A 12,585-nucleotide genomic window follows, 5' to 3' on the forward strand; every position below is an offset into this window, starting at 1 on the left:
ATGAGCCTACAACAACGAAAATCGACAGAAAGCATCGCCGAGAAGATCATCAAGGCCGTCGGGAAACCGACTGGATATCTTTCCCTACTCGTGCTCTTAGTTGCGCTTGCAGTCCCATTTTTCGCAACGAACTACATCCTCCACATCCTAATCCTGGTGTTCATCACCGGAATTGGTGCAATCGCCTGGAACATAATCGGAGGATATGGGGGTCAGTTCGCCCTGGGGAACGCGGTCTTCTACGGGTTCGGTGCCTACTCTGTGGCGCTGTTAGTTAATAACTATGGGCAGAGCTTCTTTGTGGCTCTCGCGGTGGGAATTGTCCTCTCAGTGCTCGTAGCGGTCCTGGTGGGATACCCGACTTTCACCCTCTCAGGCCACTACTTCGCTCTTGCAACCATTGCAGTCGTCGAAGGGATGCTATATCTCGTCTTATTCTTCGGCGATTTCACCGGTGGTGCGATCGGGCAGTCTGTCACCCCAGCCCCCTGGCTCGCCGATATAGTGGGGAACCGGGTGATCGCCTTCTACATCTTCTTCGGGATCTTCCTCCTCAGCATATTGGTCTCTACGTGGGTCCGGTATTCGAAGTTGGGGTATTACCTCCTCGCAATTCGAGAGGACCAAGATGCGGCGGCGGCACTCGGAGTTAACACAACCCGGTACAAGATCTACGGGTTCGCCCTTAGTGCAGCTATGACGGCCCTCGCTGGCGGGATGTACGCCATCTACGGAACGTACGTGTCTCCCTCGGGTGCCTTCTCACTCGACCTGTCGATTCAGTACGCACTGATCACACTAATCGGTGGAATGGGAACCATCGTCGGTCCAATAGTTGGGACGCTGTTTATGGTGCCCATTCAGCAATATGTAACGACAGTTCTCGGTGGAAATCTCGGGTCGCTCGCGTACATCGGCTACGGCGTGGTATTGATTGTCGTCATTATCTACGCGCCAGAGGGTCTGGTAACCCGGCTCTCGTTCGTTCGCGCGTGGATTGACAATACGCTCCCAGAGGTGAAATCAGATGCTGAAGACTGAAAATCTCACAAAGCGGTTCGGAAGTGTCGTGGCGGTAGACGATGTCTCGATTGAGATCCCAGAAGGAGAAATCACCGGGTTAATCGGCCCGAACGGAGCGGGGAAGACGACCCTGTTCAACCTAATCACTGGCTTCTATACGCCGAGCAATGGGACGGTTACTTACAAAGGCGAAAATATCACTAACGTCGCACCCCACGAGATCTCAAAGAAGGGCGTGTCCAGAACCTTCCAAGTGCCAAAACCTCTGAATCAACTCTCTGTGACGGAGAACGTCGTTGTCGGGGCACTCGGCGAAGGTAAAGGTCGGCAGGCCGCTATGGAGAAGGCAAACGACACTCTTGACAGAGTGAATTTCCAGGGTGACTACTCGATGACTGCCAATAGCCTCAACGTCGGCCAACTGAAGCGGCTTGAGATCGCGAAGGCTGTTGCGACAGATCCCGACCTGCTTATGCTTGATGAGGCCGTTGCCGGTCTCAACCCGGACGAGCGGGGCAAGTTGGTCGACGTCATTGAAAAACTCAATAATCAGGGTATCACAATCCTGATGGTCGAACACGTTATGGAGGTCGTGATGGGTCTCTCAAACAGAGTGATCGTCTTAGACGAAGGAAAAGTACTCGCCGAAGGGACCCCAGAGGAAGTGCAGAACGATGACGAGGTCATCGAGGTCTATCTAGGGACGTGAAAAATATGAGCAATAAAGAAACGCTACTATCGGTCGACGACATCGAAGTATTCTACGGCGAGACGCAGGCCCTCTTCGGGGTATCCCTCGACGTATACGAGGGTGAACTCGTCACGATGATTGGCGGAAACGGTGCGGGGAAAACTACGACGCTGAGAACGATCTCCGGACTCCTCTCACCGAGGGTCGGATCAATCACATTCAAAGGCGACGGAATCGCAGGGGAGGGTCCCGACGAAATCGTTAAATTGGGGATCTCGCAGGCTCCGGAAGGTCGTATGCTCTTCTCTGGACTAACTGTCGAGGAGAATCTCTACGCTGGCGCGTACCACCGGAGTGACGAGGCAGCTGTCGAGGAGGACTTGGAGATGGTATACGATTACTTCCCACAGCTACCCGATCTCTTGGATCACAACGCCGAGGATCTCTCTGGGGGCCAACAGCAGATGCTTACCATCGGACGTGCCCTAATGTCTGATCCTGATCTCCTCCTTATGGACGAACCATCTCTTGGCTTAGCACCCCAGCTAGTCCAGACGATCGGTGGTATCGTAGAGGATCTCCGGGACGATGGTCAAACGATCCTACTCGTAGAACAGAATGCCGAATTAGCACTCGACATCTCTGACCGCGGCTACGTGGTCCAGACGGGAGAGGTAGTCGCCTCGGGCCCGACGGAGGAACTGCGCGATACAGACGCGGTTCGGTCTGCGTACTTCGGTCAGTAACCCCCCGGTCTGCAGAGGAGACTGTCTCGGTTCGGTGCCGTCGTTTTCCACCCAGATTCCTTCCGGAAGCACAATATCTTTTAGTAGCGTTTGTGTTCCTCTCACTGTGTCGGACATTACCTACCTCGACGGAATGGACGTTGCCGATCTCGCAGAGCCCGCAGAATACGTCGATGCAGTTCGCGAAGCCTACGCAGAGCGTGGAGCAGGGGCAGATGCCCGACCGCGTACAAAACTGACTCGCGACGAGACACCCGGTATGATGACGGGATATCTGGCAATCCTGCCGGAGAAAGGGTATATGGGTGGCTATATGTACGCTGCCGGCTTCGGAGCGAGCGACGCATGGTTCGTGACCCCGCTGTTCGATGCCGATGAGGGCGAGTTGCAAGCTATCATCGACGGCGCCAGTATGAATCCATTCAAAACGGGGGCGACCGGGGCTGTCGCAGTTGATGAACTCGCCAGGGACGACGCGAAAGAGCTGGCTGTCATCGGCACCGGGTCACAAGCCCGGGGGCAACTTATCACGACGGCAACCGTGCGTGATCTCGAAACCGTCCGCGTTTTTTCGCCGACACGAGAGAACAGAGAATCGTTTGCAGCCGATTTCGACGACGAACTTGACGCCGCAGTCGAGGCCGTTCCAGATAGCACCACCGCCGTCAAAGATGCCGACATCATCATCACGGCGACAACCGCCTCTGATCCGGTCATCGCCAATGAGGACATCGAGGACGGCACCCATATCACGGCGATGGGGCAGTACGATCCAGAGAAACGCGAGCTAGATGCTGATACGATTTCCCGAGCAACGTACGTCCCAGACCTACGTGAGCGGATACATCAAGATGCGGGGTCGTTTATCCTGGCGCGTCAGGAAGGAATGATCGACGACGATCACGTCCACGGCGAACTCGGCGAGGTAGTAGTCGGTGACCGACCGGGTCGAACCTCTGAAGACGAAGTGACCGTCTTCGACAGCGGTGGGACCGGCATTGAGACGATTGGTGCTGCGAGTATGCTATACGAGAAAGCGGTCGCGGAGGAACTCGGAACCACCCTGCGGTCCTTCCCAGCTAGCGAAGCGATGATAGGCAACTAAAACCACTCGGCGGTTACCATCTAAATTTATAACCGTGGTGGCTGAGGTGTAGTTATGAGTGACCGCACGATACTCATTACCGGAGGTACTGGATTTATTGGTGCATATACTGCCGCCGAGGCCGTCTCAAACGGTGATTCTGTCGTTGCATTCGACATTAGCGCCGACAGCCGGATTTTTGAGAAACTCGGTATTGCTGACCAAGTAGAAATCATTGAGGGAGACATCACCGAGACGACGAGTGTCTTTGAAGCCGTCAAGGAAACGAGTGCTACCCACATCATCCACTTGGCAGCCTTCCTGACGAACCGCTCGAATCAGTATCCCCGGAAATCAATCGATATTAACATCAAGGGGACGAACACGGTTTTCGAGGCAGCTCGCGTCTTCGATACCCAAATTGAACGAGTGGTATGGGCCTCAAGCTCTGCTGTCTACGCGCCGCAGCACAGGTATGACGATCCAGATGTTGATGAGGACGACTTGGTCTATCCCGCGACACTGTACGGAGCGGCGAAGGAGTATAACGAGCACCAGGCAGACATTTATCGGGAGAATTATGACCTTTCACTAATCGGACTGCGGCCGACGCTCGTTTACGGACCTTACCGGGAATCGGGTAGTGCATCGGCATATGCGCAGGTCATTGAGGGGCCAGCACGTGAAAACGCCGTGGAGGTAGGACCGAGTGACTTCGTCTTCGATTGGCAATACGCTGCTGATGCTGGGGCCGCCTTCTACGGGGCGACGTTGACCCCTGAATCTGAGCTATCTTATAGTGTGTACAACATTTGTGGTGAACGGGCAACTCTCGCCGAAGTCGCGGACGTCGTTCATAAGTACCTGCCAGACGCGGATATCACACTCACAGACGAGGGGGACGCAGTATGGAACCACCATATGAAGATGAACGCAGCAAAGGAAGAGCTCGGATATGACCCAGAATACGGCCTTGAACGCGGTGTGAAAGCCTACATCGACGTAGTCAGAGAGAATGCGGGGCTCGATCCGGTGTAATGTCGATGGAGACAATCATCTTCGCCGACGACGGAGAACGATCACTCGAACGTAGCACGGCCACAATACCAGAACCTGGACCACGAGAGGTCCAGCTGGAAATCAAGGCTACTGGCGTCTGCGGTAGCGATGTCGGCGCTTGGCATCGTAAGTCCGCATACGAATTCATCGAGACCCCTCGGGTTCCGGGCCACGAGTACGTCGGCGTCATCAGTGAGCTCGGAGAAGACATCGAATACTTTGCCGTGGGTGACAGAGTCGTTGAGCGGCCACTCCACTCGTGTGGAGTCTGCAGCGCGTGCCGAAACGGTGCTTCCCACGTTTGCGAGAACCTCGAGATTACCGGCTTCCATTTTGATGGGGGGTTCGCACCTTACAGTGTTGCCCCAGTTTACTCACTTCATCCCGTCCCCGACAGCCTTACTGATCAACAAGCAGCTATGGCCGAACCGATGGCAGTTGCTGCGCGTGCAACAGTAAATCGAACTAATCTAACTACGGGCGACGACGTACTGGTACTGGGCGCAGGTCCGATGGGCGCATTCAGTGCCCTAATCGGGGATACTCTAGCCGCAAATGTAACCGTTGGTGGGCTTTCGAGGGATAGACCTCGGTTTGCGGTGCTCGAAGATCTCGGGATCAGGACCGTCAACCTCGAGACTACGTCGGCGTCCGAGTCCGCAACTGAATATGCGGATGGGGGGTTCGATGTCGTTGTAGATGCGACCGGTTCGACGAGTGCATTGGCAGACGGACTCGCTGCCGCCCGTCCGAATGGCGAAGCAGTGGTTATCGGAATCCCCTCTGGAAATCTTGATGTAACAGCCCCCGAGTTCGTGCGCCAAGAGCAACGTGTGAGCGGATCTTATGGTGCACGACCCGCCGACTTCGAACGCGCCTTGGAAATTATCGAAGGCGTTCCGGACGAACTTGATGCTATGTCGCAGTCTTACGAACCGGACGATGTCGAGGACGCCTTCCGAGCATTCGCCGATGGAGAAATCATCAAACCAATTCTCGAGACAGCACTACTGGCGCAATAGTTTCATTTCCCGTTGAAACCTTCAAAATAGCGTAGCAGTGGGCTCCCATTCGGTTGATTTTGTGGATCTGTTTACTCATCGGCTTCGCAAAGAATCGCGATTTCGAATCGCCCTGGCCAATATTTTCGTCTCCATCGGTATTTGATAACAACATTTATGTAGGTACTCTAATGAAGTGCTATTGAACAACATGGTAGATAGCAACCAATCGGGTAGTCCGGAGACCAATCGGCGTCGATTTCTCAAAGGAGCTACGGCTTCTGGCCTAGCCTTGACGACAGGGCTCGCAGGCTGCAGCAGTGGTGGGAGCAATAGCGGCGGAGGAGATGGCAATAGCGACGGTAGTGGCGGAGGACAGACGACTAATCAAGGCAACGGAGACACAAACAGCGGAAATAATCCAATCAAAGTTGGAGCACTCTTCCCCCTCAGCGGCAACTTGGCACAGCTGGGCGAAGAGAGTCTCCGTGGCGTGGAAATCGCCGTTGAAGAGCGAAATTCGAATGGTGGTGTCCAAGGGCGAGAGATACAACTCGTCACCAAAGACGCTCCGAACGCCGACGCTGGTGTGAGCACGATTGAGAACCTCGCGACCGTCGAGGATGTGCCGGTAGTCGTCGGCTCGTACTCGAGTACGATTTCGCGGGCAGCCAGCCAGCGAGCCGCTGGCTATGATCTCCCATACTGGGAGCTCGGAGCTGTCGCTGACGTTATTACCGAAGAGAACCCCGGCAACGTCTTCAGGACGAACCCGCAGGCTTCCTTCTTTGGTAGATCTGGCGTTCAAACCGCGAGGGACGTCGTCGCCCCCGCTCTGGACAAAGATCCCAGTGACCTCAACGTCGCCGTGATGTATGAGAGCGGTGCGTACGGTAACTCAGTCGGCGGGACAGTCAAAGAACTCTCCGAACAGGAGGGTATGAACGTGGTCGAGGACATTGAATACGACGCGGGGACCGGCGACCTCTCCTCGACGATTCAGACTCTCAAGAGTGCGGACGTTGACCTCCTCAACCACACAGGCTACTCCTCTGACATCTACCTCTTGTGGAATCAGAGTAAGTCCCTTGGCAACTACATCCCCGCAGCTATCGGCAACGGTGGTGGTTACTCTCTGCAAGCGTTCGTCGAGAACATCGGGACGACAGCCGCTATGGGGGTCTTGAACCAGGACTTCACGCAGTACAACACGAACCCTGAATACGCGCCTGGAATCGCAGACTTCGTTGCGCAGTATCGTGAGACCTACGATGAACCCCCACTTTCGGGGCACTCGCTCGGTAACTACTTCGGGATGAACGTCCTGTTGGACACGCTGGAGGCCCTGGACGACCCGTCCGGCTTCTCACTCAGCGCGATGCAGGATGCTGCACTCGGGATTGAACGGGAAATCGGTACGAGTGCGACGTCTTGGGGTGTGAAATTCGACAGCGAGACCTTCCAGAACAGCCGTACAAAGGTTACCGGCCATCAGTGGCAGAAAGATACGTACACAGACGACATCTGGCATCCAGAACGGGAAGACGGAACGGCTGACCTGTACACGCTCTATCCCGAGGAAGGACGGCTCTCGTTCGCGGACATCAAGAATATCCCGCGGCCGGATTACACACAAGAATCGTAAACACCAGAAGTCGCTGGCTTCTCTCGGTCTCCCTTTTCTCGTAGTATTTCGACGGTAGATGTTCTCCTTCCCGTTATTTTAAGCCTCTTAGATTCATTCGATAGGCCGATGGCAGCCCATACCTCACCTCCCGATCCCGCAACGACTGTAACCACACTTACTGATCGTCTCGCTGGAAACGTGGCAACTGGCGATGCGGAGCGTGCTTTGTTCGCGACTGACGCCAGCGTGTATCGCCAGCAACCGGAGATCGTTGTCTTCCCCCAGACCGTCACAGATGTGCAAGAGGCTATTGCCTTTGCATCGGAAACGGGCCGTTCAGTAACCGCCCGTGGCGCTGGAAGTAGTCTCACTGGTAATGCCATCGGTTCCGGAGTGATAATAGACACCACCCAGCACCTGACCGACATTCAGGAAATCAACCCCGCTGAGCAGTCAGTTACTGTTGACCCAGGGGTCGTGCTAAATGAGTTAAATGAGTCTCTCCAAGAGTACGGACTCTACTTCCCACCCGATCCGAGTACAAGTGATACGTGTACCATCGGAGGTATGGTCGCTAACGATGCTGCCGGCGCCCACTCCGTCCGCCACGGAACGACCCGGGATAACGTCGAATCTGTAGAAGTGGTCCTGGCAGACGGCTCCATAGCGACATTCGGAGAAGTCGATGGAGAGGCTCTCGAGCAGTTACTCGCTACTGAAGGCCGAGTCGGCGAAGTGACCCAAACGGTCTCTGACCTTTGTCAGGAACACGCCGACGAAATCGCGGAACAATATCCGGACGTGGATCGAAACTCGAGTGGATACGATCTGCAATCTGCAGGTGATGCAGACGGGCAGTGGCTCGATCTCTCGAAATTGCTGGTCGGAAGCGAGGGCACGCTGGGGTTCATAACCAGTGTGACGCTCGACTTGACACCGCGTCCAGAGAGACGAGCCGCGGCTATGATCTATTACGAAAATGTTGTTATGGCTGCCGACGCTGTTCAATCTACGCTCACCGCCGACCCCAGTGCTGTCGAACTCATTGACGACACTGTACTCAAATACGCTCGCTCTGCGTGGAACTTCGAGCGAATTCCTGAGGATGCCGGTGCGGCACTTCTCGTCGAAGTTGAATCCACTTCGGAGAGAGCGATCAGTGATCGGCTCGATGTAGCCATCGATATGGCTAGAACCGATAGTACCGTTGCCGTCGAGCGAGCAGTAGAAAGCGACGAACAAGAAACACTCTGGAAGATTCGGAAGGCATCAAATCCGCTCCTGAACCGGCGTCCGGGTCCTGAAGAAGCGCCATCGTTCATCGAAGACGCCGCGATACCCACTTCTGAACTCGCGGGGTACCTCTCAGAAGTACTGGAAGTGCTCGACAAGTACGCACTCGAGACGAGTGGTTTCGGCCACGCAGGCCAAGGTGTTCTCCACATCAAGCCGTTCCTTGATCTTCGAACTGTGGAAGACCGCGAGATATTCGAAGCCGTTTCCGAGGAGGTTCATACTATCGTGCTCAAGCACGGTGGCAGCGTCAGTGGTGAACACGGTGACGGACGGTTGCGGAGTCGGTACGTGAAGCAACAGTACGGCAAGGAGCTGTACGCGGCATTCCGTAGAGTGAAACAAGCTTTCGACCCGGAGGGCGTATTCAATCCGGGGATAATCGTTCCCGATTCCGGAGGTACCGTTGCGGAACTAGATGAAGGATTCCGCTACGAGGACTACGAGCCATCAGCCCCAGAACCGTCTCTCGACTTCGGAGAAGAGAAAGTAGGGGGGCATATTGAGCGATGTAATGGTTGCTCGAAGTGTCGGTCCACAGGAGATGGGGTGATGTGTCCCACCTACCGTGCGACGCGCGATGAGGTTATGAGTACGCGCGGACGCGCAAACTTGCTACGTGAAGCTATGGACGGGACGCTCGGTCAAGATGCTATCGAGAGCGATTGGTTCCACGAAGAAGTCCTCGATCTCTGTATAAGTTGTAAGGGCTGCGAGACCGAGTGTCCGACAGGAGTGGATATGGCGAAACTCAAGACAGAACTCAAACATCAAAAACACCAGTCAGACGGGATCCCACTCCGCTCTCGGCTGTTTGCGAATATCCGATTTGTAAACAGACTCGGCACTGCACTTGCCCCGATGACGAATTGGATTAAGGATCGCTCCTTCGTCAAGCGCGGGATCGAAGCCACGATGGGAATCGACAGTCGACGGTCTCTGCCCGATTTCGCTGCCGAATCTTTCCTCTCGTGGTACTCCGACCGAGGTGATTCTAGTACGCCAAAGAGCGGCCGCAAAGTCGTCTTTTTCCCCGATTCGTATACCTCGTATAATCATCCGGACGTGGGAAAAGCTGCAGTTCTGCTGCTCGAAAACCTAGGCTACGACGTAGTTGTTCCTCCAGTCACTGACAGCGGGCGGGCCTCACTATCACAGGGTATGATTGACCGTGCCCGCGCTTTCGCTGAAACCAATGTGGATGTACTGGCGCCGTATGCGGACGAAAACACGCCAGTTGTGGGAGTCGAACCATCGAGTGTATCCGCACTTGTCGAATACGATGACCTCCTCGATGACGCAAAAGGGGTCCCAGAAATCGCTACGACAGTGTCCCAATTCATCCTCGACGACCTCACGCCCCAGCAAATTAGCGACGCTTTCTCTGTGCGCAGAAATCAGCGGATCGCATATCACGGCCACTGTCATGCAAAAGCGAAGGGGTGGTCAAGTGCGGTTCGAACACTCCTTAGCCTCGCTGGATACGACGTCGTAGAAACTGACACCACGTGTTGTGGTATGGCCGGGTCTTTCGGTTACGAGAGCGAACACTACGACCTCTCGGTGCAAATGGGTGCCAAATTGGAAAATCAGTTGGATGCCGTCGACCCCGATGTCATCGCCGTAACGGGTGCCTCATGCTCCCAGCAGCTCGCTGATAGCGGTCGAAATTCGCGCCACCCGATACAACTTCTGTCCGAGGGGGTGATTACTAACTCATCGCGTTAAGCGGTTTTTCAGAGACGAAATCCTCGTAACACGGTTGGGAATTGGTATAGTAGACGTACAGCAACGAGAATCAAAAAGGGGAAAAGCCAAGTCAGCGGTGATATAATCTATCTGATTGTATGCCACAGAAATCGCGTGCGCTCGTGATGGAAGAGCCTGGCGAATTGGAAATGAAAGAGCTTGGGGTCCCAGAGGTTGGTGCGAAAGACATTCTGGTCAAGGTCGAACTCAGTGGGATCTGCGGGTCGGATGTCCATATGTACGATGGAGGTATGGATCTTAACTTCCCCGTACTCCCGGGGCATGAATTTTCGGGCGTCATCGAGGATCTGGGTGACGATGTGGAAACGGACGCGAAGGGAGAGTCCGTCTCCGAGGGTGACAAAGTGACGGTTGTCCCGGGTATCGTTTGTGGCGAATGCTGGTACTGCAACAACGTGCCGACTCGACCCACCACGTGTAAGAACCGCGATGTCTACGGATTCTTGGGTACTGATTACCGGCAGGGGGTCCACGGCGGCTTCAGTGAGTATATGATCGCTGACGGTCGTTCCAGCTTTTACAAACTCCCTGATGGGATGGATATCGAACTGGGGGCGCTTGCCGAACCCCTCTCAGTTGCTACGCGCGCCTTCGAACGGGCCTACAGCCCCGGTATCCCAGACGCGCGTGAGGGCATTGGCATCGGGAAGTCCATCGCTGTCCAAGGCGCCGGCCCAATAGGCCTACTCGCAATGAGCGCCGCTGAGGCCGCTGGCGCTGGTCAGATCATCGCTGTTGACGCAATCGAAGAGCGGCTATCGTTAGCTCAAGAGTTCGGTGCGACTCACACGGTGGACCTGACTCAATATGACGGCGACGATGATCTCATTCGGGCCGTGAAAGAGTTAACACCCGGAAACGTCGGACCTGATGCCGCAATCGAGGCCGCAGGGATTCCCGTTGCGTTCAGCCAGGGAATCGAAATTCCCCGCGACGGGGGCACTCTCGTGGAAGTGGGTCACTACGCGTATAGCGGTGAAGCCGAAGTCAATCCGACCCGGGTGGTCCAGAAGGACATCGATCTCAGAGGGAGCCTCGCGTATCCCCCGAACCAGTTCGAAACGTCGCTTTCGCTGCTTGACCAGCTTAAGGACGACGTCCCCTTCGACACGCTATTTAATCACAAGGCCGGATTCGATGACGCTGAGTCGGCCTATGAGGCGCAAAAGAGCGGCGAAGCGTACCGCGCCACGATCCATCCATTCGGCGTATGAGAAAACATCTCCTCGCCCCCGGGGCCTATGTGCAGGGCGACGGCGTTATCGCCACAGGGGAATCGTTCGGGACGCTACAGGGAACGACCGCGTTCGTCCTCGGGGGCGAGACGGCCCTCTCGATGACAGAGTCAGATCTCCACCTCGGACTCGAATCAGCAGGAGTGGATGTCGCCGCTATCGAGCCTGGAGTGGATAGTTGTACATTCGACCGGATCGAGTCGCTAGTTGACGACGCAACGGCAGCAGCAGCGGATACAATCATCGGAGTCGGTGGCGGGGTCGCTCTTGACACGAGTAAGGCGGTTGCCGACGCTCTAGATGCAGAGCTAGTCACGGTTCCGACGATCGCGAGCACCGATGCGCCCTGTAGCTCGGTTTCGGTTGTCTACGACGAGGAGGGCAACTTCGACGGCTACGTTCACAGGGATCGTGACCCCGATCTCGTGTTAGCCGACACGGGCGTAATTGTCCGCGCACCCACACGATTCCTTCGATACGGGATGGGTGATGCCTTCGCCACTCGCTTCGAGGCCGAAGCAGTCGCACGATCGAACGAAGTAACGCATGCTGGTGCTCACTCGACCGGTGCTGCGTTGACTCTTGCCCGTTCTACATTTGATAACCTCCTATCATATGGAGAGTCGGCACTAGCCGCGAACGAGCGGACCGCTGTCACTCCCGCGTTCGAACGCATTGTAGAGACGAACACGTTGCTTTCCGGTCTTGGTTTCGAGTCTGGGGGGCTCGCTGCTGCCCATGCGTTCGGGAAAGGCTTCTCGAAGACGGACGCAGACGCTCAACACGGGCTCTTGATTGCGTTCAGCACAATCGCCCAACTAGTGCTGGAAGACCGTGACCCGGACATTCTCGAATCGGCACTGGACGTCTATCACACACTGGGTCTGGACCGCCGGCTCACTGATCTCGGAATCAATGACGGCGCAGTCGAGACCGTCGCTAAGAACGCTTGTAGTAAGGATACGACGATGAGCAATGAGCCGGTTACTGTCTCCCCCGAACGAGCGGCCGCGGCTCTTCGGACGGCTGACGAACTCATCGCTCAGTACTGACCCG

10 protein-coding genes are annotated in these 12,585 nt (G+C 55.6%); all 10 read left to right on the forward strand.

Features of this window, described 5'->3' with window-relative positions; all coding sequences use genetic code 11:
• Positions 1 to 1,041, forward strand: a complete 1,041-nt coding sequence (locus NO360_RS16600; protein WP_256308975.1) for a branched-chain amino acid ABC transporter permease — start codon at positions 1 to 3, stop codon at positions 1,039 to 1,041.
• Positions 1,028 to 1,732, forward strand: a complete 705-nt coding sequence (locus NO360_RS16605) for an ABC transporter ATP-binding protein (protein ID WP_256308976.1) — start codon at positions 1,028 to 1,030, stop codon at positions 1,730 to 1,732. Before NO360_RS16600 ends, NO360_RS16605 begins: the two co-directional genes overlap by 14 nt.
• 5 nt (positions 1,733 to 1,737) lie before the next feature.
• The gene (locus NO360_RS16610; RefSeq protein ID WP_256308977.1) at positions 1,738 to 2,460 is read left to right on the forward strand and encodes an ABC transporter ATP-binding protein; all 723 of its coding nucleotides are present in this window, start codon (positions 1,738 to 1,740) and stop codon (positions 2,458 to 2,460) included.
• A gap of 106 nt (positions 2,461 to 2,566) precedes the next feature.
• The gene (locus NO360_RS16615) at positions 2,567 to 3,565 is read left to right on the forward strand and encodes an ornithine cyclodeaminase family protein (protein WP_345780214.1); all 999 of its coding nucleotides are present in this window, start codon (positions 2,567 to 2,569) and stop codon (positions 3,563 to 3,565) included.
• 54 nt (positions 3,566 to 3,619) lie between these two features.
• Positions 3,620 to 4,582, forward strand: a complete 963-nt coding sequence (locus NO360_RS16620) for an NAD-dependent epimerase/dehydratase family protein (protein WP_256308978.1) — start codon at positions 3,620 to 3,622, stop codon at positions 4,580 to 4,582.
• Positions 4,583 to 4,587: 5 nt separating this feature from the next.
• Complete coding sequence (locus tag NO360_RS16625; protein WP_256308979.1) at positions 4,588 to 5,625, forward strand: zinc-dependent alcohol dehydrogenase; 1,038 nt, start codon at positions 4,588 to 4,590, stop codon at positions 5,623 to 5,625.
• A 190-nt stretch (positions 5,626 to 5,815) separates the two neighbouring features.
• On the forward strand, positions 5,816 to 7,249 hold the full coding sequence (locus NO360_RS16630; RefSeq protein WP_256309019.1) for an ABC transporter substrate-binding protein: 1,434 nt from the start codon (positions 5,816 to 5,818) through the stop codon (positions 7,247 to 7,249).
• A gap of 108 nt (positions 7,250 to 7,357) precedes the next feature.
• Positions 7,358 to 10,252 (forward strand): FAD-binding and (Fe-S)-binding domain-containing protein, encoded by a 2,895-nt coding sequence (locus tag NO360_RS16635; RefSeq protein ID WP_256308980.1) that lies wholly within the window; start codon positions 7,358 to 7,360, stop codon positions 10,250 to 10,252.
• A 146-nt stretch (positions 10,253 to 10,398) separates the two neighbouring features.
• A complete protein-coding gene (locus NO360_RS16640) occupies positions 10,399 to 11,508 on the forward strand; it encodes a zinc-dependent alcohol dehydrogenase (protein ID WP_256308981.1) in 1,110 nt (369 codons plus the stop codon).
• Positions 11,505 to 12,581: a glycerol dehydrogenase gene (locus NO360_RS16645; RefSeq protein ID WP_256308982.1), complete on the forward strand. Its 1,077-nt coding sequence runs from the start codon at positions 11,505 to 11,507 to the stop codon at positions 12,579 to 12,581. The genes NO360_RS16640 and NO360_RS16645 overlap by 4 nt, the downstream gene beginning before the upstream one ends.
• Positions 12,582 to 12,585 lie beyond the last annotated feature (4 nt).

The sequence above is a fragment of the Halobellus litoreus genome, from assembly GCF_024464595.1.
GTDB classification, from domain to species: domain Archaea; phylum Halobacteriota; class Halobacteria; order Halobacteriales; family Haloferacaceae; genus Haloquadratum; species Haloquadratum litoreum.

Bases quoted from the DNA above. Each gene is read 5' to 3' on its own strand.
- NO360_RS16600 (WP_256308975.1), top strand. From the start codon at position 1: ATGAGCCTACAACAACGAAAATCGACAGAAAGCATCGCCGAGAAGATC.
- NO360_RS16605 (WP_256308976.1), top strand. From the start codon at position 1,028: ATGCTGAAGACTGAAAATCTCACAAAGCGGTTCGGAAGTGTCGTGGCG.
- NO360_RS16610 (WP_256308977.1), top strand. From the start codon at position 1,738: ATGAGCAATAAAGAAACGCTACTATCGGTCGACGACATCGAAGTATTC.
- NO360_RS16620 (WP_256308978.1), top strand. From the start codon at position 3,620: ATGAGTGACCGCACGATACTCATTACCGGAGGTACTGGATTTATTGGT.
- NO360_RS16625 (WP_256308979.1), top strand. From the start codon at position 4,588: ATGGAGACAATCATCTTCGCCGACGACGGAGAACGATCACTCGAACGT.
- NO360_RS16630 (WP_256309019.1), top strand. From the start codon at position 5,816: ATGGTAGATAGCAACCAATCGGGTAGTCCGGAGACCAATCGGCGTCGA.
- NO360_RS16635 (WP_256308980.1), top strand. From the start codon at position 7,358: ATGGCAGCCCATACCTCACCTCCCGATCCCGCAACGACTGTAACCACA.
- NO360_RS16640 (WP_256308981.1), top strand. From the start codon at position 10,399: ATGGAAGAGCCTGGCGAATTGGAAATGAAAGAGCTTGGGGTCCCAGAG.
- NO360_RS16645 (WP_256308982.1), top strand. From the start codon at position 11,505: ATGAGAAAACATCTCCTCGCCCCCGGGGCCTATGTGCAGGGCGACGGC.